The following is a 19637-nucleotide window of genomic DNA, read 5'->3' on the forward strand; positions in this document are numbered from 1 at the left end:
TCCCCCCATGAAAACCGCCATCATCTCCGACACCCACGGCCTCCTGCGTCCCGAAGCCCTCACCGCCATCCAGGGCTGCGACCTCATCCTCCACGCTGGCGACATCGGCAGTCCCGAAATCCTTGATCGGCTATCCCAAATAGCCCCCGTCCAAGCCGTGCGCGGCAACAATGACCTCAACCTCCCATGGGCTGCCAATATCCCCGACCACCTCAGCCTCGATCTCAACGGCTGGCAAACGCTGTTGATCCACGACATCGCCGACGTCCCTGCACACCTCGCCGCCAACATCCGACTCATCATCACCGGCCATTCCCACAAGCCGTTAATCGAATGGCGCGACAACCGCCTGTACCTGAACCCCGGCAGCGCCGGTCGCCGTCGTTTCAAACTCCCCGTGACTCTGGCCCTGCTCGACGTGCGTGCAGACGCACTGGAACCGCAGTTGATCCACCTCCTCCCGTGAAACTTTTCCACCCCATCCGGCTCGATCACCTAACCTCATAGGCTGTGTGTTCCCTTCGAGCCCGTCCACCCATGCGTAACACGATGAAGTCGTTGTTTCTGGTCGCTTTCATGCTGCTCGTTCCCGGCAGTTTCTCGCTGTGGGCTGCGGATCTGCCGGCGCCTTCAACGACAGCGGCGGCGCCGCTGCCGGTGATTAATCAAAGTGATCTGCAAGCCTTGCAACAGCGTCTCGATGCGCTCAAGCAGCAGATTTCGTCGGCGAACAATTTCAATCAGCTCGAAGGGCCGCAGGATCGGGTTCAGGCTTTTATTCTGGATGTTGATCGGTTGTCGGCGTCGTTGTTGCCGCAGCAGGCGCAGTTGGCGGTGCAGTTGGGGGTGTTGGGTGCGGCACCGGATGCCCAGGCGGCGGCGGAGCAGGCAGATATCGTCGCGCAGCGGGCGGCGCTGACGGAGCAGAAGAACAAGGTCGATGGCACGCTGAAGAGTCTGGCGGCGTTGAAACAGAATGCGGCGGATTTGATCACGCAGATCGCCGGTATCCGCCGCACGTTGCTTGAGAGCGAATTGACGCTGCGCACACTGAGCGTGCTGAATCCGGATTTCTGGGCGCCGCTGGTCAATCCTTCAGAGAGTGATGCCCAGCGTTTCAACTATTTCTCCGACCAGATCCGCAAAATCTGGGCGACGGTATGGGCACCGGGTGAGTACTTTTTCACGCTGGTGCTGATGTTGCTGGCATGGCTGGTGTGGACGGTCGGACGGCGGTTGGCCGAGCGAGGGCTGACGTGGGCTTGTATTCATCGCATGCCCGAGGGGCGCTTGCGCCGCAGTGCACTTGCGTTTGCAACGGCGCTGGCGACGATCGCCACCACCGCCCTCGCCCTGCATTTGATGTTCTACGCCCTGACTCGGCACGCGCCGTTGGTGCCAGTGCTGACAACGTTCTCCGAAGAGTTCGAGAAAGTCGTCTATGCCTGTGTGCTGATCACAGGTTTGAGCCGCGCGCTGTTGGCAACGGAGCATCCGTCGTGGCGTTTGCCAGCGATTGCCGATGAAGTGGCGCTGGCGCTGAAGCCTTATCCGCGCATCCTGTCCTGCACATTGCTGGTGTTGGTGACGCTGGTGCTGGTCGGCAACGCTACGGCCATGAGCAGCCAGATCGTGTTGGCCGGGCGTGGGGTGATCTCCATAGTGGTCATGGCGATTATTGTGACGATGCTGTTGCGCGTCGGCAAAGTGCGCAAGGTGTTGATCGCCGCCAACGATCCACAAGCGGGCAGTACATTTGCCGGGGTAATTTACACGGCGGCGAGTATTTCGATGTTTGTCTCAACGATCGCACTGCTGACCGGTTATGTGTCGTTGGCACGTTTTGTCACGTATGAGCTGGTGTGGGCATATATCGTGCTGTCGGGCTTCTACATGCTGATTCAAGTGGTCAAGGACGGTTGCGAGTACGCGTTTTCGCCCAGGCATTCGAGCGGCAAAGCGCTCAAGCATCTGTTCGGGATGGGGGATCGACGGCTGGATCAGATCGCGATTGTGCTGTCCGGCTTCAGCCGCGCCATGCTGTTACTGTTTGCGGTTATTTCGCTGTTTGTCGGCGGCATTGGCACTACGTTCGGACAACTGATGAGCAACATCATGGCAATCCTCGGCGGCGCCGGATTGCGCAAGCTGAACATTGTCCCCGGTCATCTGCTCAATGCCGTGTTGGCACTGCTGATCGGCATCTGGTTGATCCGTGCCCTGCGCCGCTGGCTCGACAACGAGTTCCTGCCCAAGACCGACATGGATCCGGGCATGTGCGCATCGCTGAGCACGCTGTTTTCCAATATCGGTTACGCGCTGGTGATCTTGCTGACGCTGTCGTCGCTCGGCGTGCAGTGGACCAATCTGGCGTGGATTGTCAGCGCACTGTCGGTGGGCATCGGTTTCGGTTTGCAGGAGATCGTGAAGAACTTCGTCTCGGGCCTGATTCTGCTCACCGAGCGCCCGGTGAAGGTCGGCGATCTGATCAGCATCAGCGGCGTCGAGGGCGACATCCGCCGGATCAATGTGCGCGCCACGGAAATCCAGCTCAGCGACCGCTCGATCGTGATCGTGCCCAACTCGCAACTGATCTCGCAGAACCTGCGCAACGTCACCCTCGGTGGCAGTGCCCAGGGCGTGGCATCGCTTGAGTTGATGTTCCCACTGGATATCGATCCCGAGGAGGTCAAAGAGCTTCTCCTCAACACCTACCGCGAGAACGAAAACATCCTCGACAAGCCGGCGCCGTTTGTGCGCTTCAGCCATTTGTCGCCGGACGGGATTACGTTGACGGTAACGGGGTATGTGGGCAGCCCGAGGATTGTCGGGGTGACCAAGAGTGATTTGCTGTTCGAGGTGCTCAAGCGGTTGGGCGCGGCGGGGATTGCGCTGGCGAAGCCGGCGTCGAGTGCTTGATCAGATTCGATTTTTCGCTGGCTGATGCGCCGCTATCGCTGGCAAGCCAGCTCCCACAGGTTGCCGGGTGTCTAAAGAATCTTTACCTGACGCCGATCACTGTAGGAGTGAGCCTGCTCGCGATGAGGCCATTTAGAGACTGGGGCCTGCTCCGCAGTCCATCGGGGGATGAATCCTCGCCACAATGCGGACACGAATAGAAATACTCACGCGCATTTTGTCCTTGTGGCACGTAATCACCAGCCCTTATAAAACCAGCCTTTCAGTCACGAAATATTAGGACACGAACATGAGCGACACCTGGAACGAAGGGTATTTCACCGACGAAGGCTACACCTACAGCTATAGCCGGGAAATCAATCCTGTCTTCCAGCGTTATTGCTTGTTGCTGCGCGGCTTTGCCAGCCTGGAATCGAGCGAAAGCCATCATTGCGAACTGGGCTTCGGCCAAGGCGTTTCGATCAATATCCATGCCGCCGCCAACCCCGGTTCCTATGTGGGTACAGACTTCACGCCGTCTCAGGCCGCCTTTGCCAGTACGCTCGCGAGCGACTGGAACAGCAACGCGCGGCTGTATGACGACAGCTTCGCGCAACTGCTGGCCCGCGATGACTTGCCGCAATTCGACAGCATCAGCCTGCATGGCATCTGGACCTGGGTCAGTCGCGACAACCAGCAACTGATCGTCGAGTTTGCCCGTCGCCATCTTAAACCGGGTGGAATGCTGTACGTCAGCTACAACTGCTTCCCCGGCTGGTCGCCTGCAGCGCCACTGCGCAACCTGTTCAGCTTGCATGATCGCTTCACCAAGTCCGCGTCTGCCGGCCCGGATCAGCGTATTGACGCCGCTCTGCAATTCTCTGAAGCGCTGTTGGCCGCCAATCCCAACTACGCCAGCGCAGCGCCGAATCTGGATACCAAACTTCAGAGCATCAAGGGGCAGAATCGCCAGTACATCGCCCATGAATACTTCAATCGCAGCTGGGATTGCATGTATTTCACTGACGTGGTCGACGCCATGGCCCCCGCCAAACTCGACTACGTCACCACCGCTGTGCCGCTGGACTCGGTCGACCCGCTCAACCTCAGACCCGAAGGCATGGATTTCCTGGAAGGGATCGAGCATCCGATCATGCGCGAACAGGCGCGTGACTATTTCGTCAATCAGAGTTTCCGTCGTGATCTCTACGTGCGCGGCGCCACCCGGCTGTCCACTGCAGAGCAGCGCCAGACATTGTTCAATACCCGATTCATCCTGCTGCAAGCGCCAGAGAGCGTACCTGTCCACGTTCGCGGCCCTGCGGGTGAAGCCTCGCTGCAGACGGAGATCTACGGCCCGGTACTTGAAGCGCTGGCAGCCAACGACTATGCCCCGAAAACCTTGCGCCAGTTGTCAGCCGCCGCGTCCTCGCTGGCTTCTGACGATGTGCTGCAGGCGCTGAACGTACTGATCGGCATGAATGCCGTGGCACCGTGCCAGAGCGAAGCCGCCGAGAAAGGCGTGCAGGCGCGTTGCAACGACCTGAACCTGGAACTGTGCAAACGCTCGCTGCTGAACGACAAGATCCAGGTGTTGGCCAGCCCGGTGACCGGCGGCGGCATCACCGTCAGCCGTTTCGAACAGCTCTTCCTGATATCGATCAAGCATGGCCAGGAACAACCCGCCGAATGGGCACAACTGGCGTGGGCCATCCTCGGTGAACAAGGCGAAGTCCTCGTCAGGGACGGCCAGCCGCTGGCCAGCGCCCAAGAGAACGTCGCTGAACTGACGCTGAGTGCCCAAGTGTTTGCCAGTAACAAACTGGTGATTCTCAGAGCGTTGAACATCGTCTGACAGGCACACCCGCGCAAAAGTATCGCTCATGAAAAAACCGGCTGAAGAGGCCGGTTTTTTTTGTCACTACAGGCTCGGTTTCATTCGCGGCAACCGCATTAGCTTCTTCGCAGCTCAAATCATTTGCACTTTGCCAACACCACCTGACAAGTATTCGGCGTGCCGCCTGAGCGCCCGGCATAGCGAATGCAGTTGTTCATGGATTTCTGCCGCGCCATGTTCAGGCTTGAGCCCCACGCCAGACCGCCCTCGCCCACCGTCGGCAACGCCTTGGCGTAGCAACTGTCGCCCACACCTGAGGGCGGATAGTGTTTGCGGTTCGAGCAGCCGGCGCTCAGCGTCAGGCTGAAAACGATGAGCGCAGGCAAGAGCCACTGCGAGCATCGGTGCCGAGGTGTTCCGATCATCGCGTTGCTCCTGTCGCATGAGGGTTGTGACTCATTCAGTCTAGCTGCACTGAACGCGCCCCATTGTAGGAGCTGCCGAAGGCTGCGATCTCTTGACTGTAAAAACAGAATCAAAAGATCGCAGCCTTCGGCAGCTCCTACACGGAGGTCGTGGCCTGGCGGTACTGGCGCGGGGTGAAACCGGTCGAGGCCTTGAACTGGCGGGTGAAGGCGCTGTGATCGGTGTAGCCACATTGCAATGCAACTTCGGTGATCGGCAGGTCGGTATGCAACAGTCGATGGGCGTGTTCAAGCCGCACTTTCTGGATCATCTGTCGTGGCGTTAAATGGAATACCCGTTTGCAGTAGCGCTCCAGTTGCGCCACTGAAATGCCCGCAATCCGAGTGAGTTCGCCCAGCGTGACGCGACGATTGAAGTGCTTGCGGATGTGGTCGTCTACCGCGGCAAGCCGCTGGAAGGCCGGATGGGTTTCACTGGCCGACTGCAAATCGACCGAGATCCCGGCCAAACCGATGATCGCGCCGTCGCCGTTGTACAACGGGTGTTTATGGGTCAGGCACCAACCCGGTTCGCGGCTGCCGTACAAGTGCAGTTCGAGCTGATCCTCCAGCACGAAGCCCTCCTCCAGCACTTTGCGATCCTGTTCCGTGTAGCCCGGCCCCAGTTGCGCCGGAAAGACCTGTGCGCTGGTTTTGCCGAGCATTGGTCGCAGATCCTTCAAGCCACAACGCTGCACCAGCGTGCGGTTGGCCAGCACGTAGCGGGCCTGAACGTCCTTGATGAAAATCGCCGCATTTGGAATCAGGTCGAGCATCGGCAACAGCGGCGCCGCGCCGGCCAAGAGCGCTTCCAGCGTTTGCGGGCGATTGCCTTGACCGTCCTGGCACAGAATTGAAAACGCGTTGTGCATCGAAGGTTTCTCCCTGTTCACAGGTCGGCCATGGGGCAGTCGCCTGCAGATTGCAGCAACGTTTGCGTCGTGTCGAGTGACGCAGTGCATCGGCGCAACTGTGCCGATTTCGTCATCGATCGCGCCGCAAAACATCAATCGTGCGAACGCCGATCAGTTCAAAGTCTGGCCGTCCCAGTGACACAACTGCCTATCCAATAACTCACAAGAAGGCAACGCCATGTCTGGTCAAGGCAAGTTCAAAAAACAGCTATCACTGATTGATCTCACGTTTATCGGCCTCGGTGCGATTTTTGGCTCGGGCTGGTTGTTCGCGGCCAGTCATGTGTCCGCCATCGCCGGGCCGGCGGGGATTTTTTCCTGGCTGCTGGGCGGCTTCGCCGTGTTGCTGCTGGGCATCGTTTATTGCGAACTCGGCGCCGCACTGCCACGCGCCGGCGGCGTGGTGCGTTATCCGGTTTACTCCCACGGGCCGCTGCTCGGTTACCTGATGGGCTTCATCACCCTGATCGCGTTTTCCAGTCTGGTGGCGATCGAGGTGGTTGCCTCGCGCCAATACGCCGCGGCGTGGTTTCCCGGCCTGACCAAAAGCGGCAGCGGTGATCCGACCTTGCTCGGCTGGCTGGTGCAGTTTGGTCTGCTCTGCCTGTTCTTCGTGCTCAACTATCGCAGCGTGAAGACCTTCGCCAAGGCCAATAATCTGGTGAGTATTTTCAAGTTCATCGTGCCGCTGCTGGTGATCGGTGTGCTGTTCACTTTCTTCAAACCGGAGAACTTTCAGGTACAGGGTTTTGCGCCTTTCGGCCTGTCGGGGGTGGAGATGGCAGTCTCGGCGGGCGGGATCATTTTTGCCTATCTGGGGCTGACTCCGATCATCTCGGTAGCCAGTGAAGTGAAGAATCCACAGCGCACGATTCCCATCGCACTGATCCTTTCGGTGTTGCTGTCGACCCTGATTTACGTACTGCTGCAAATGGCTTTCCTGGGCAGCATTCCGACAGAAATGCTGGCCAACGGCTGGGCCGGTGTCAGCAAGGAATTTGCCCTGCCGTATCGCGACATCGCGCTGGCACTGGGCGTGGGCTGGTTGGCCTATCTGGTCGTGGCCGACGCGGTGATCTCGCCGAGCGGCTGCGGCAACATCTACATGAACGCAACGCCTCGGGTGATCTACGGCTGGGCGCAGACCGGTACATTTTTCAAAGTCTTCACCCACATCGATGAAAAGTCCGGTATTCCGCGCCCGGCGCTGTGGCTGACGTTTGCGCTGTCGGTGTTCTGGACCCTGCCGTTCCCGTCGTGGGAAGCGTTGATCAACGTGGTCTCCGCCGCATTGGTGTTGAGCTACGCCGTAGCGCCGGTAACGGTGGCGGCGCTGCGCCGCAATGCGCCGGACATGCCGCGACCGTTCAGGGTCAAGTACATGAGTGTGCTCGGGCCGGTGTCGTTCATCATCGCTGCGCTGATCGTCTACTGGTCGGGCTGGAACACCGTTTCGTGGCTGCTTGGCCTGCAAATCCTGATGTTTGTCGTGTACCTGTTGTGCGGCCGCTTCGTGCCAACCGCGCACCTGAGTCTGGCCCGCCAGGTTCGTTCTTCGGCGTGGCTGATCGCCTTCTACGCCATCACCATCGTGCTGTCGAAGCTCGGCACCTTCGGCGGCCTGGGCATTCTCGCCCACCCTTTCGACACAATCGTCGTGGCCGCGTGTGCCACCGGCATTTACTACTGGGGCGCCGCCACGGGCGTGCCGGCACACCTGCTGCGTCTTGAAGAGGACGATGAAGAAAGCGAAGTCGCCTCCGCCGCCGCCACCGTGAACGCGCGCCCTGCTGGCGCCTACTGAAATCAGCCAAAGGGGCACCTTTTATGAAACGAGTACACGTTATCGATTCCCACACGGGGGGTGAGCCCACGCGTCTGGTGATGAACGGCTTCCCCGAATTGCCCGGCAGCACCATGGCGGAAAAACGCGATGCCCTGCGCAATCAGCATGATCAGTGGCGCCGCGCCTGCTTGCTGGAACCGCGCGGCAACGATGTGCTGGTCGGCGCGCTGTATTGCGCGCCAGTATCGGCGGACGCCACCTGCGGCGTGATCTTCTTCAACAACGCCGGTTATCTCGGCATGTGCGGCCACGGCACCATTGGCCTGATCAACTCGTTGCAGTACCTGGGGCAGATCACTGCGGGCGTGCACAAGATCGATACGCCCGTTGGCCCAGTCAGCGCGACGCTGCATGAAGACGGCATGGTGACGCTGGGCAACGTGCCGTCTTACCGCTACCGCAAACAGGTGCCGGTGGACGTGCCCGGTTTCGGCCGCGTGACTGGCGACATCGCCTATGGCGGCAACTGGTTTTTCCTGGTGTCCGAACACGGCCAGAACCTGTCGATGGACAACGTCGAGCACCTCACCGCCTACACCTGGGCGATGCTCAAGGCTCTCGAAGATCAGGGCATTTATGGCGAAGACGGTGCCGTGATCGACCACATCGAACTGTTCGCCGATGACCCCGACGCCGACAGCCGTAACTTCGTCATGTGCCCCGGAAAGGCCTATGACCGCTCCCCTTGCGGCACGGGTACCAGCGCCAAACTCGCGTGCCTGGCCGCTGATGACAAATTGCAACCCGGCGAGCGCTGGGTGCAGGCAAGCATCACCGGCAGCCAGTTCGAAGGCCGCTTTGAATGGCACGGCGAACGCATTCGCCCGTACATCACCGGCCGCGCTTACATGACCGCCGACAGCACGCTGCTGATCGACGAAACAGACCCGTTCGCGTGGGGCATCTGAGCCACCGCGTCGACTTTTCAAACCCATCCGAATGATGTGCCAAGGAGTTAAAACAATGAGCGACAACATCTTCACCGGTTGCATGCCGGCCCTGATGACCCCGTGCACCGCCCAGCGCAAACCGGATTTCGACGCACTGGTGGCCAAGGGTCGCGAGTTGATCGATATCGGCATGAGCGCTGTCGTGTACTGCGGTTCCATGGGCGACTGGCCGCTGCTGACCGAAGCCGAGCGCCAGGAAGGCGTGGCGCGGCTGGTGGCCGCGGGCATCCCGACGATTGTCGGCACCGGCGCGGTGAATACCCGTGAAGCCGTTGCCCATGCAGCCCACGCGGCAAAAGTCGGTGCGCAAGGCTTGATGGTGATTCCACGCGTGCTGTCCCGGGGCGCTTCGGCCGCCGCGCAGAAGGCCCACTTTGCCGCGATTCTGCAAGCCGCGCCGAACTTGCCGGCGGTGATCTACAACAGCCCCTACTACGGCTTCGCCACCCGCGCTGATCTGTTCTTCGAGCTGCGCCGCGAGTACCCGAACCTGATCGGCTTCAAGGAGTTCGGCGGCGGCGCCGACTTGCGTTACGCCGCCGAGAACATCACCTCCAAGGATGACGGAGTGACCCTGATGGTCGGCGTTGACACTCAAGTGGTGCATGGCTTCGTCAACTGCAACGCCACCGGCGCGATCACCGGCATCGGCAATGCCCTGCCCCGCGAAGTGCTGCAACTGGTGGCCCTGAGCAAGCAAGCGGCGAAGGGTGATGCCAAGGCGCGGCGTCAGGCGCGGGAGCTGGAATCGGCACTGGCAGTGCTGTCGTCGTTCGACGAGGGCTGTGATCTGGTGCTGTATTACAAACACCTGATGGTGCTCAACGGCGACAAGGAATACACCCTGCATTTCAACGACACCGACGCGTTGAGCGACTCCCAGCGCCGCTATGCCGAAAACCAGTACGCGCTGTTCCGCCACTGGTACGAAAACTGGTCGGCAGAGCAGAACTTCGCCTGACCCCTTACGTCGCTTTCTCGCCCGCCGGTTTTTGCGGCGGGCGCTTTTTTCTCATCAGGAAGACACCATGACTCTGACGGGCCACATGCTGATCGGGCAGCAACGTATTGCGGGCAATCGTGAAGCCATTCGCGGGATCGGCCCGGCCACCAATACCGTGCTGGAACCTGCCTATGCCGGCGGATCGGCCGCGCATGTCGAACAGGCCTGTGCCTTGGCCTGGGCGGCGCTGGACAGCTATCGCGAAACAACGCTGGATGCCCGCAGCGAATTTCTTGAAGCCATTGCCGACGAAATCGAAGCCCTTGGCAATGGACTGATCGACCGCGCCGCCGCAGAAACCGGTCTGCCCCGTGCGCGTCTGCTCGGCGAACGCGGGCGTACTTGTCAGCAACTGCGTCTGTTTGCGCGCACGGTGCGCAACGGTGAATGGCTGGACGTGCGCGTCGATACCGCACAACCGCAACGTCAGCCACTGCCGCGTTCGGACTTGCGCCAACGTCAGGTACCGCTGGGCCCGGTGGTGGTGTTTGGCGCGAGCAATTTTCCGCTGGCGTTCTCCGCGGCCGGCGGTGACACGGCTTCGGCACTGGCCGCCGGATGTCCGGTAATCGTCAAGGCGCACAGCGCGCATCCCGGCACCAGTGAGCTGATCGGCCATGCGCTGGCGCGGGCGGTAAAAGCCTGTGGTCTGCCACCGGGCGTGTTCTCGTTGCTGTACGGTTCCGGGCGTGAAGTGGGCATTGCGCTGGTCACCGATCCGCGCATCAAAGCCGTGGGTTTTACCGGTTCGCGCAGCGGTGGTCTGGCACTGGTACAAGCAGCGCAGGCAAGGCCGGAGCCGATTCCGGTGTATGCGGAAATGAGCTCGATCAATCCGGTGTTGCTGTTTGCGGCGGCGTTGCACAATCGCGCGCAAGCGCTCGCTGAAGGCTTCGTTGCTTCGCTGACGCTAGGGGCCGGGCAATTCTGTACCAATCCCGGGCTGGTGATTGCGCGTAAGGGCCCCGCGCTGGACAGCTTTATCGCGGCCGCTGCCGAACGGTTACGACACAGCCCGGCGCAAACGATGCTGACGCCCGGGATCTTCAATGCCTATGAGGCTGGCGTGAATGCGTTGCTTGAAAACCCGCGCGCGCAACTGTGCGCCGAGGGTCAGATGAGTACAGGACCAAATCAGTGTCAGGCCCGGCTGTTCGTCACTCAGGCCAGGGATTTTCTGGCCGATCACAGTCTTCAGGCAGAGGTGTTTGGCGCGGCGTCGCTGGTTTTGCAATGCAGCGATGACGATGAAATCCGTCAAGTGATCGAACACCTGGAAGGCCAACTCACCACCACGTTGCACCTTGACGACGCAGACCTTGAGCAGGCCCGCGCATTGTTGCCGACACTGGAGCGCAAGACCGGTCGCTTGCTGGTCAATGGCTGGCCTACCGGCGTCGAGGTGTGTGAGGCGATGGTTCACGGCGGACCGTTTCCGGCCACGTCCGACTCGCGCACAACGTCGGTCGGCACCGCAGCGATCCAGCGGTTCCTGCGCCCGGTCTGTTATCAGGACTTCCCGGACAGCTTGCTGCCTGGCGCGCTGAAACAGGCCAATCCGCTGGGGTTGCGACGGTTGCTCGACGGGCAAAGGGAAGCGCAGAACAATGCCCAATAACGCCTCGCACGATATCGCTGTGGTCGGCGCCGGGATCATCGGCGTTGCCTGCGCATTGCGTCTGGCTCGCCAGGGTTTGCGAGTTGTCGTCATCGACCAACAGGAACCGGGCCACGGCGCATCGTTCGGCAATGCCGGGCATCTGGCGACCGAACAAGTGTTTCCGATTGCAGATCTATCGATACTCAAGCGCGTGCCGGCCATGTTGATGGACCCGATGGGGCCGTTGCGCCTGGACTGGAAATACCTGCCCCGCGCTCTGCCCTGGTTCACACGGTTGTTATTGAATCTGCGCTCGGAGCCCTTTCAGAAAACCGTCGCCGGTTTGCGTGCGCTCAACGAAGGCAGCCTCGATGCCTGGCATCGCTTGCTCAGCGATATCGAGCGTCCCGACCTGCTGAAAGTCGACGGCTCACTGCTGGTATTCGAACGTGCGGAATCACTTCGGGCCATCGAAGCGCTTCAGGCACGCTTGCATCAGCAGCAGGTACCCGTCGATTTCTGGCAGGCAGATGCGATTCGCGACACCGCGCCGCAACTCAGCGAGCAGATAAAGGGTGGTCTGTTCTTTCCGCGCACCGGGCATTTCATTGATCCTTATCGCGTGGTTTGCGAGTTGGTTAACGCAGCCAAGGCCAGCGGCGTAAATTTTGTGAAGCAGCAGGTTCAGGGCGGATATGTTCAGGAGCACGGCGTTTCACTGATCACCGGAAACGGTGGTGTGACCGCGAGCCGCGTCTTGATCGCCTGCGGCGCGCACTCGGCCAAACTCACGGCCGCGTTGACCGGTAAAACCGTGCCGCTGGACACCGAACGCGGTTATCACTTGATGCTGCCCCAGGAACACGGCCGACTGCCCTTCCCCGTCACCTCCATGGAACGCAAGTTCATCATGACGCCGATGTCCGAGGGACTGCGGCTGGCCGGTACAGTTGAGTTCGCAGGCCTTGAACAGCCGCCGAAGATGGAACGCGCGTGGCAGTTGCATCGGTTGAGCCAGGGGCTGTTCCGCAAAGATCTGAGTGCTGAAGCGGCGACACCGTGGATGGGCTTCAGACCGTCATTGCCGGATTCGCTTCCGGTGATTGATCAGGTGTGCGGTGGCAAGGTGCTGCTTGCGTTTGGGCATCAACATCTGGGGCTGACGCAGGCGGCGGTGACGGCGGAGATGATTGTGGGGATGGTGGGGGCGGTAACCACAAAATCGCCGAAAGACCTGCCAGGCAAAGAGGCCTATCGACTGGCGCGCTTCTGATCTCGCGTCAAATGCGCTGAAGCGCGTCGCCGTGGCGAGGGGATTTAGCGAAACGTCGCACCGCCCCGATCAGCTACGCAGCAGTCGTAAAACCCGAGCATGCGGTATTCCTGCAAGTTCGCGGTGACTGGTTTTGGGGCTGCTGCGCAGCCCATCGGGGATAAATCCCCTCGCCACAATGGGGTTTCATCGGTTGTACTGGAGCTGCTGATTTGGGTCTGCTGCGCAGCCATCGGGGCGGTGCGACGTTTCGCTAAAGCCCCTTGCCACAATGACTTGTGTGAGGGGCGGAAATCACCTTTTCGTCTGACATGAAAAACCGCCGTCCCGATCATCCGGGACGGCGGTTTTTTTGTTCAGTCCACAGCAAGCCTGATGGAATGAAAGATCAAAAGATCGCAGCCTTCGGCAGCTCCTGCAGGAATTATGCGTCGTAGAACGGGGCGACTGAGACGCGACTGCCGACGAAGAAACTATCCGCCACCAACCGCAGCGGTTGCAGGTCAAGGTCGCTGCTCTTGTCACCGATCAGTTGCTGGAAGTGCCGATACACCGCCGCGTATTCACCCTCCTCCGAAACGGGCTGGCGCACGCCGTCAATGCTCAACAATGCGCCGCCGTTGTCCAGTCGCAACACCCCTTCGGCGCAACGAATCTCGATGCTCCAGAGTTCGTCGTGGCCGTGGTCGAAGTCGAATTCGGCGCGTACATCGAGGTGGCGCGCGTCTGACATTTTGATCGACGCGGCAATCGGTGACTGGCAGTTTTCGGGAACGCGCAGTTCGGCGGACTCGACAAATAACGGTAGCGCCAGCAAGTGCGTGGCAATCGACAAAGCATTGATGCCCGGATCGAATACGCCCAAACCGCCCGGTTGCCAGATCCAGGTCTGGCCGGGGTGCCATTTGCGCACGTCTTCCTTCCAGTCGATCTGCACGCTTTGCAGAGTGCGCGTGGCGAGCCACTCGCGGGCGGCGGCAATGCCGGGGGCGTAGCGCGAATGCCAGGCGAACAACGCGCTGACGCCTTGCTGCCCGGCCAGGCTGACCAACGCCATGGCCTCACCTAATGTGGCGCACGGCGGCTTTTCCACCAGCACATGTTTGCCGGCAGCCAGCGCCTCTTGCACCAAGGCAAAGCGCCCTTGGGGTGGCGTGCAGAACGCGATCGCATCAACTTGCGGGCCGTTGGCGAGCAACTCGCTCAGGGACTGGAAATTCTCCACGCCGGCGCAAGGCTTGCCCTGTGTGGCGACAGACACCAACTGGAATGCGGGATTGGCGTTGATCGCCGGGACATGTTGATCCTGGGCAATCTTGCCGTAGCCCACCAGACCGAGACGGATCGGTTGCATCAATGACTCCTGTTTTTGTCTTGTTTTAGTCAGCGAGCCGGAAGATTACCCGCAAACGCCGCGCCCGTCTGTCGGTGCAACGTCACAACGACGCACAGGATCAGGCAAGCATTGCTCGGTAATTCACGACTTCACGTCCGGGTCGCAACGTGGCCCCTGTCGCCGGGATTTGACAGGCAACGCGTAGCTCGACAAAGTCGCACCCCTTTTGCGGCCATCAGTGCCGCAGGTCAGTGTTGAACAGGGGTTGTCGTTGAACGAACACACATTGTCCATGCGCCTGGAACGCGTGGCGGCGCACGTGCCCGCCGGCGCGCGACTGGCCGATATCGGCTCGGATCACGGCTATCTGCCGGTGGCGCTGATGCGCCGTGGCGTGATTGCAGCGGCAGTGGCTGGCGAAGTGGCGTTGACGCCGTTCCGCTCGGCTGAACGCACGGTGCGCGAGAACGATCTTGAACAGCACATCACCGTGCGTCATGCCAGCGGCCTGGCGGCAATCGAGCCTGGCGATGGAATCACCGCGATCAGCATTTGCGGCATGGGCGGCGAAACCATCCGCGACATTCTCGACAGCGGCAAAGCGCAGCTGAGCGGCGCCGAACGCCTGATCCTGCAACCCAACGGCGGCGAGCAACCCCTGCGCCAATGGCTGATGAATAACGGCTACCGCATCCTCTGCGAAGAACTGCTATGGGAGAACCGCTTCTACTACGAAATCATTGTGGCCGAGCGTGCAGACCCCGTCGCCTACACGGGGCCAGAGCTGTACTTCGGGCCACTGCAGATGCAAGCGCGCAGCCCGGCGTTCCTGAGCAAGTGGCAGCGCATCCTTCGCGAGAAACAAAAGACCCTGAGCCAGTTCGCCCGAGCGCGGCAGGCGTTGCCCGAAGCGAAAGTTCAAGAGATCGCGCAACAGGCGCAATGGATCACCGATTTATTGGCTTGAATGGCGGACGCCTGACAGCACTGATCGCTTCGCTTCCATCCTGGGCGCACATCCGTTGTGACCAAGGCTTCTGAATGACTCCCCCCCGCTATCGCCCTCAGTGGAAGAATCCCGCAGGGTTCGCTCCTTTCGATTTGATACACCACATCACAAATGAAGTACCTCAAGGCGTATTTATCAATCACGCGCCACTTCTTAAAGTTCACTCCAACAGCAGCCCATCATCCTGACAGGCTGGCTAATGGAGTTACTCCAATGCCTTTCATCAGCGTACGCATCACCCGTGACGGCGTCACTCGCGAGCAAAAAGCCCAGGTGATCAAAGAGATCACCGAAACGATGGAGCGAGTACTCAACAAGGACCCAAAACTCACGCACATCGTGATTGAAGAAGTCGACACGGATAACTGGGGTTACGCCGGTATCACCACCACCGAGTACCGCCAGCAGCTAGCGGACGAACAGTCATGAGCCGCACGGTAAAAATCGACTTCGTCTCGGATGTGGTCTGCCCATGGTGCGCCTTGGGCGCTACGGCACTTGAGCAAGCGATTGCGAATCTGGCCGGTGAGATCGATGTTGAACTGACCTACAAACCGTTCGAACTGAACCCGGATATGCCGGCCGCCGGTGAACACGCCGTCGAGCACATGATGCGCAAATATGGCCGTAGCGCTCAGCAAGTGGCAGAGCGCAACGCGATGATCATTCAACGCGGCAAAGACATCGGGTTCACTTTCGATCTGGAAAAACGCAGTCATTTTTTCAACACGTTCAATGCGCATCGCCTGTTGTTTTGGGCACACATCGAAGGCCGTCAACGCGCACTGAAGAAAGCTCTGTTGCGAGCCTACTTCACCGACGGCAAGAACCCGGATGACGCGCAAACGCTGGTGAATCTGGCGGGCGAAGTCGGTCTCGACACCCGGCGTGCGCAAGAAGTATTGGCGAGCGGCGAGTTCAGTCAGGAGGTCCGCGAGCTTCAGCGGTTTTACCAGGCACGAGGCATCAACTCGGTCCCGGCAATGGTGCTCAATGACCGAGAACTGATGTCCGGATCGCACTCGGTCGCCGAATACCAGCAAGCGTTACGGCAGGCGGCACGAGAGACCTCTCAGGCCTGATTTGCAGATTTTTCTACTCAATCCCTATCGATTCAATGAGGAATTCATCATGAGCACTTCCAATAAAGTTGTAGTGGTTACCGGCGCCTCGCAAGGCATTGGCGCTGGCCTGGTCAAGGGTTTTCGCGATCGCGGGTATCAGGTTGTCGCGACGTCTCGCTCCGTCAAACCGTCGTCAGACCCGGATATTCTGACCGTCGCTGGCGACATCGCTGATCCGCAAACCGCCGAGCGGGTTATCCGTGAAGCCGTTGCACGCTTTGGTCGCATCGACACACTGGTCAACAACGCGGGCATCTTCGTCGCCAAGCCGTTCACCGATTACAGCAAAGAAGACTACGCCCAGGTCGTGGCGACCAACATGAGCGGCTTCTTCTACATCACCCAACTGGCCATTGCCGAGATGGAAAAAAACCGTAGCGGCCATGTCGTCAGCGTCACCACCAGCCTGGTCGACCACGCGATTGACGGCGTGCCTTCGGTGCTCGCTTCGCTGACCAAGGGTGGCATCAACGCGGCAACCAAATCGCTGGCCATCGAGTACGCCAAGCGCGGCATTCGGGTCAACGCGGTTTCGCCGGGCATCATCAAGACGCCAATGCACGGCGTGGAAACCCACGAAGCGCTGGGCAATCTCCACCCGGTTGGCCATATGGGCGAGATTGATGACATCGTGCAAGCGATCCTCTATCTGGATAACGCGAACTTTGTCACGGGCGAGATCCTGCACGTCGACGGCGGCCAGAGCGCGGGTCATTGATCCAGCCGCTGTCCTTGCCACAACAAACGGCACCGTCGGTCTATACCGGCGGTGCCGTTTGTTGTGGTAAATACCGGGATGAAATATCCGTTGAGCCTCGGTGTAATCGATTATGAAGCGCCACTTTGAAGACTTGCAGTTAGGCAGTATCGAACTCTTTTGCCTCGCCGCCGAAGCGGGCAGCTTCACTGCGGCTGCGCAGCTCGCCGGGGTGACACCGGCGGCGGTGAGCCGGTCGATTCTGCGTCTGGAACAACGGCTCGGTGCTCGGCTCTTCGCGCGAACCACGCGCAGCATTCGCTTGACCGAGGCCGGTAGAAACTTCTTCGTCCAGTGCAGCCAGGCGCTGACCCAACTGGTCGAAGCTCAACAAGAGGTCATGGGCGCACAGACAAGTACCTCAGGACGATTGCGCATCAGCCTGCCGACCACTTACGGGCATCACCGCATCCTGCCGCTGCTGCCAAAGTTTCGTGCGCTGCACCCCGACGTCACCGTCGATATCCACTTGGGTAATCGCAACATCGACTTCGTCGCGGAGGGCTACGACTTGGCGATCCGCGTGCGCGCCCAACCCGACTCGACGATGATTGCGCGCCTTTTAGAGGACGCCAAACTGGTGGTGGTCGCCTCGCCCGAGTATCTGCGCAAGGCCGGTACGCCGCAGACGCTGGAGGATCTGGCGGAACACGAGTGCATCCAGTTCGAACTGCCCAGCAGCGGACGGCGGATTTCTTGGCTGTTTCAGGAAAATGGCAGCGATCGCGAGATTATTTCGGACGGCGGTTATTCCTGCTCTGACGATGTGCTCGGAGGCGTGACGCTGGCCAAGCATGGTGCCGGGGTGTTCCAGACCTACAAATTCATTGTCGAACAGGAATTGGCGGACGGCCGCCTCGTCGAGGTCCTGCAGCCCTATAAAGGTCGTTCCAGGCCTTACACCTTGCTGTATCCGCACGGGCGCTACGTGCCCCAACACGTGCGCGCCTTCGTCGATTTTCTGCTGCAATACCGCGATCAATGGGCGGCGCTTTAGCGGTGAATGCGCCGGGCGCTACAGACTGATTGCACTGGCTCTGGCCACACAGGTAGTATTGAGAGAGATTCTCACTAACATCTGGAAAGCTCACCAGTGCAATCTCCTCCGTCCAGCAAGCTGGGATACTTTTTCAGTGATCATCATCGATGGTTGTTGCAGCACATCAATCGTCATGTGCGCAACCACGCGGACGCCGAGGACACCGCCGCCGATACGTTTTGCCAGCTGATGGCGGCACGCGTTGATCCGGACAGCATCGAGCAACCGCGTGCTTACCTGTCGACCATCGCGCGCCGGCTGATCTTTGATCGTCATCGTCGGCGCAAGCTGGAACTGGCCTACCTTGAGCGGTTGTCCGCTCTGCCTGAAGCATTGGCGCCCTCCCCTGAAGAACAACTGCAATTGATCGAAGCCCTTGTCGCGATCGACCGCGCCATCGACGGTTTGCCGTTGATCGTCAAAACCACCTTCCTCTACAGCCAACTGGACGGCCTGAGTTACGTGGCGATTGCGCAGAAACTCGGGCTGTCGGAGCGCACTGTCAGTCGCTACATGAAACAGGCGTTGCGCCAATGCTATTTGTGCGAGATGGCACCGTGAGCAAAACCCGCCTCGACCCTGTCAGCGAGCAAGCCATCGACTGGATGGTCAAGCTTCGCGCCGGCACGCCTGACACTGCGCTCAACGAACGCTTCAACGCCTGGCTGGCAATGGATTCTGCGCACAGACAGGCATGGGACACCTTGCAGGAACGCCTCGGCGGTTCGTTCAACACGGTTCGCGCACTGGATCGACGCGTGCCCGGCCAGGCCGGTGAAGCCCGGCAGATTCTGTTGCAGCCGCAGGCTTCGCGGCGTGATGCCTTGCGCGTCATCGCCGGTCTCGGGCTGCTCGGCGGTGGTCTGCTGCTGGGCAGCAAAACCCGCTTGGGTGAAACGCTGCTGGCGGACCTGCACACCGGGCGCGGCCAGCGGCAGCACTTCAACCTGGCCGATGGCAGTCGCCTGAGCCTGAACGCCGACAGTGCGGTGGATCTGCGCTTCGATGACGCGCAACGCGTGATCATCCTGCGTCATGGTGAATTGGTAATTGATGTCGCGCCAGATGCTCGTCGGCCCTTGGTCGTGCGCACCGCCGAAGGCGAAATGCGTGCACTGGGCACGCGTTTTCTGGTGGCCCAGGAACCGGACGCCAGTCGCCTCGTGGTGTTGCAGCATTCGGTTGAAGCCCGTTTGTTCAACGGCACAACGCAAATCGTCAAGGAAGGTCAGGCGGCGGTCCTCTCCTCGCGTGGCATCACGCTGGCCAGCGGCGATGAACGTCGGCGCGCCGACTGGTTGAGCGGCAAGTTGAATGTACTGGATGAATCACTGGCAGAAGTGGTCGCTGCGCTGCGACCTTACCATCGTGGGTTCGTACGCCTGGCCCCGGATATTCGCGGCTTGCGGGTGCAGGGCGTATTCCCGCTGGATGACGCCGAGCGCACCTTCAGCGCCTTGGCCGAAACCCTGCCGATTCGCGTGGATCGCTACGGCCCTTGGCTGACCCTGATCAGTAAAAAGTGATGGGCGAACATTTTTTTTGAAAATCGTTCTCGTTTGTGTCCGGTTTTCATTTCTCATCCCA

18 protein-coding genes are annotated in these 19637 nt (G+C 60.2%); 15 read left to right on the forward strand and 3 right to left on the reverse strand.

The annotated features are described in order from the left end of the window. Positions 1–7 precede the first annotated feature (7 nt). The 3 genes from ICA15_RS26795 (at position 8) to ICA15_RS26805 (ending at position 4753) form a co-directional block, all read left to right on the forward strand. Positions 8–466, forward strand: coding sequence for a metallophosphoesterase family protein (locus tag ICA15_RS26795; RefSeq protein WP_210555207.1), 459 nt, complete (start codon positions 8–10; stop codon positions 464–466). Positions 467–537: 71 nt separating this feature from the next. Beyond that, positions 538–2919 carry a DUF3772 domain-containing protein gene (locus tag ICA15_RS26800; protein ID WP_150605009.1) on the forward strand — a complete coding sequence of 794 codons (2382 nt, stop codon included), beginning with the start codon at positions 538–540 and terminating at the stop codon, positions 2917–2919. A 289-nt stretch (positions 2920–3208) separates the two neighbouring features. Continuing rightward, positions 3209–4753: a class I SAM-dependent methyltransferase gene (locus ICA15_RS26805; protein WP_210555206.1), complete on the forward strand. Its 1545-nt coding sequence runs from the start codon at positions 3209–3211 to the stop codon at positions 4751–4753. A 119-nt stretch (positions 4754–4872) separates the two neighbouring features. On the opposite strand, the gene ICA15_RS26810 is transcribed toward ICA15_RS26805, so the two are convergent. Then, on the reverse strand, positions 4873–5160 hold the full coding sequence (locus ICA15_RS26810) for a hypothetical protein (protein ID WP_150595402.1): 288 nt from the start codon (positions 5158–5160) through the stop codon (positions 4873–4875). A gap of 137 nt (positions 5161–5297) precedes the next feature. Beyond that, positions 5298–6071, reverse strand: a complete 774-nt coding sequence (locus ICA15_RS26815; RefSeq protein WP_210555205.1) for an AraC family transcriptional regulator — start codon at positions 6069–6071, stop codon at positions 5298–5300. A 220-nt stretch (positions 6072–6291) separates the two neighbouring features. Between ICA15_RS26815 and ICA15_RS26820 the strand changes: the two genes are divergently transcribed. The 5 genes from ICA15_RS26820 (at position 6292) to ICA15_RS26840 (ending at position 12785) form a co-directional block, all read left to right on the forward strand. Next, positions 6292–7917: an APC family permease gene (locus tag ICA15_RS26820; protein WP_210555204.1), complete on the forward strand. Its 1626-nt coding sequence runs from the start codon at positions 6292–6294 to the stop codon at positions 7915–7917. A 23-nt stretch (positions 7918–7940) separates the two neighbouring features. Next, positions 7941–8867 (forward strand): 4-hydroxyproline epimerase, encoded by a 927-nt coding sequence (locus tag ICA15_RS26825; RefSeq protein ID WP_210555203.1) that lies wholly within the window; start codon positions 7941–7943, stop codon positions 8865–8867. Positions 8868–8922: 55 nt separating this feature from the next. Then, the gene (locus ICA15_RS26830) at positions 8923–9870 is read left to right on the forward strand and encodes a dihydrodipicolinate synthase family protein (protein WP_210555202.1); all 948 of its coding nucleotides are present in this window, start codon (positions 8923–8925) and stop codon (positions 9868–9870) included. 67 nt (positions 9871–9937) lie between these two features. Further along, positions 9938–11530 carry an aldehyde dehydrogenase (NADP(+)) gene (locus ICA15_RS26835; protein ID WP_210555201.1) on the forward strand — a complete coding sequence of 531 codons (1593 nt, stop codon included), beginning with the start codon at positions 9938–9940 and terminating at the stop codon, positions 11528–11530. Further along, complete coding sequence (locus ICA15_RS26840) at positions 11520–12785, forward strand: NAD(P)/FAD-dependent oxidoreductase (RefSeq protein WP_210555200.1); 1266 nt, start codon at positions 11520–11522, stop codon at positions 12783–12785. The genes ICA15_RS26835 and ICA15_RS26840 overlap by 11 nt, the downstream gene beginning before the upstream one ends. Before the next feature lie 424 nt (positions 12786–13209). On the opposite strand, the gene ICA15_RS26845 is transcribed toward ICA15_RS26840, so the two are convergent. After that, positions 13210–14139 carry a Gfo/Idh/MocA family protein gene (locus tag ICA15_RS26845; protein WP_210555199.1) on the reverse strand — a complete coding sequence of 310 codons (930 nt, stop codon included), beginning with the start codon at positions 14137–14139 and terminating at the stop codon, positions 13210–13212. A 253-nt stretch (positions 14140–14392) separates the two neighbouring features. Between ICA15_RS26845 and ICA15_RS26850 the strand changes: the two genes are divergently transcribed. The 7 genes from ICA15_RS26850 (at position 14393) to ICA15_RS26880 (ending at position 19576) form a co-directional block, all read left to right on the forward strand. Next, complete coding sequence (locus ICA15_RS26850) at positions 14393–15088, forward strand: tRNA (adenine(22)-N(1))-methyltransferase (RefSeq protein ID WP_210555198.1); 696 nt, start codon at positions 14393–14395, stop codon at positions 15086–15088. A gap of 255 nt (positions 15089–15343) precedes the next feature. Beyond that, the gene (locus ICA15_RS26855; RefSeq protein WP_042558834.1) at positions 15344–15559 is read left to right on the forward strand and encodes a tautomerase family protein; all 216 of its coding nucleotides are present in this window, start codon (positions 15344–15346) and stop codon (positions 15557–15559) included. After that, entirely contained in the window at positions 15556–16212 is a 657-nt protein-coding gene (locus tag ICA15_RS26860) for a DsbA family oxidoreductase (RefSeq protein WP_210555197.1), read from the forward strand. Before ICA15_RS26855 ends, ICA15_RS26860 begins: the two co-directional genes overlap by 4 nt. 49 nt (positions 16213–16261) lie before the next feature. Continuing rightward, positions 16262–16972, forward strand: coding sequence for an SDR family NAD(P)-dependent oxidoreductase (locus ICA15_RS26865; RefSeq protein ID WP_042562036.1), 711 nt, complete (start codon positions 16262–16264; stop codon positions 16970–16972). Between the two features lie 112 nt (positions 16973–17084). Next, positions 17085–18008, forward strand: coding sequence for a LysR family transcriptional regulator (locus ICA15_RS26870; RefSeq protein ID WP_150618210.1), 924 nt, complete (start codon positions 17085–17087; stop codon positions 18006–18008). 96 nt (positions 18009–18104) lie between these two features. After that, positions 18105–18611 (forward strand): sigma-70 family RNA polymerase sigma factor, encoded by a 507-nt coding sequence (locus tag ICA15_RS26875; protein WP_210555196.1) that lies wholly within the window; start codon positions 18105–18107, stop codon positions 18609–18611. After that, complete coding sequence (locus ICA15_RS26880; protein WP_210555195.1) at positions 18608–19576, forward strand: FecR domain-containing protein; 969 nt, start codon at positions 18608–18610, stop codon at positions 19574–19576. Before ICA15_RS26875 ends, ICA15_RS26880 begins: the two co-directional genes overlap by 4 nt. Positions 19577–19637 lie beyond the last annotated feature (61 nt).

It is taken from the genome of Pseudomonas sp. P116 (assembly GCF_020149425.1).
Taxonomy (GTDB): Bacteria; Pseudomonadota; Gammaproteobacteria; order Pseudomonadales; family Pseudomonadaceae; genus Aquipseudomonas; species Aquipseudomonas anatoliensis.

What these genes read in the sequence shown, in the direction of transcription:
- ICA15_RS26825 (WP_210555203.1), top strand. Translation starts at nt 7,941, where the DNA reads ATGAAACGAGTACACGTTATCGATTCCCACACGGGGGGTGAGCCCACG.
- ICA15_RS26815 (WP_210555205.1), bottom strand. Translation starts at nt 6,071, where the DNA reads ATGCACAACGCGTTTTCAATTCTGTGCCAGGACGGTCAAGGCAATCGC.
- ICA15_RS26795 (WP_210555207.1), top strand. Translation starts at nt 8, where the DNA reads ATGAAAACCGCCATCATCTCCGACACCCACGGCCTCCTGCGTCCCGAA.
- ICA15_RS26870 (WP_150618210.1), top strand. Translation starts at nt 17,085, where the DNA reads ATGAAGCGCCACTTTGAAGACTTGCAGTTAGGCAGTATCGAACTCTTT.
- ICA15_RS26855 (WP_042558834.1), top strand. Translation starts at nt 15,344, where the DNA reads ATGCCTTTCATCAGCGTACGCATCACCCGTGACGGCGTCACTCGCGAG.
- ICA15_RS26805 (WP_210555206.1), top strand. Translation starts at nt 3,209, where the DNA reads ATGAGCGACACCTGGAACGAAGGGTATTTCACCGACGAAGGCTACACC.
- ICA15_RS26830 (WP_210555202.1), top strand. Translation starts at nt 8,923, where the DNA reads ATGAGCGACAACATCTTCACCGGTTGCATGCCGGCCCTGATGACCCCG.
- ICA15_RS26865 (WP_042562036.1), top strand. Translation starts at nt 16,262, where the DNA reads ATGAGCACTTCCAATAAAGTTGTAGTGGTTACCGGCGCCTCGCAAGGC.
- ICA15_RS26845 (WP_210555199.1), bottom strand. Translation starts at nt 14,139, where the DNA reads ATGCAACCGATCCGTCTCGGTCTGGTGGGCTACGGCAAGATTGCCCAG.
- ICA15_RS26860 (WP_210555197.1), top strand. Translation starts at nt 15,556, where the DNA reads ATGAGCCGCACGGTAAAAATCGACTTCGTCTCGGATGTGGTCTGCCCA.
- ICA15_RS26800 (WP_150605009.1), top strand. Translation starts at nt 538, where the DNA reads ATGCGTAACACGATGAAGTCGTTGTTTCTGGTCGCTTTCATGCTGCTC.
- ICA15_RS26835 (WP_210555201.1), top strand. Translation starts at nt 9,938, where the DNA reads ATGACTCTGACGGGCCACATGCTGATCGGGCAGCAACGTATTGCGGGC.
- ICA15_RS26840 (WP_210555200.1), top strand. Translation starts at nt 11,520, where the DNA reads ATGCCCAATAACGCCTCGCACGATATCGCTGTGGTCGGCGCCGGGATC.
- ICA15_RS26810 (WP_150595402.1), bottom strand. Translation starts at nt 5,160, where the DNA reads ATGATCGGAACACCTCGGCACCGATGCTCGCAGTGGCTCTTGCCTGCG.
- ICA15_RS26820 (WP_210555204.1), top strand. Translation starts at nt 6,292, where the DNA reads ATGTCTGGTCAAGGCAAGTTCAAAAAACAGCTATCACTGATTGATCTC.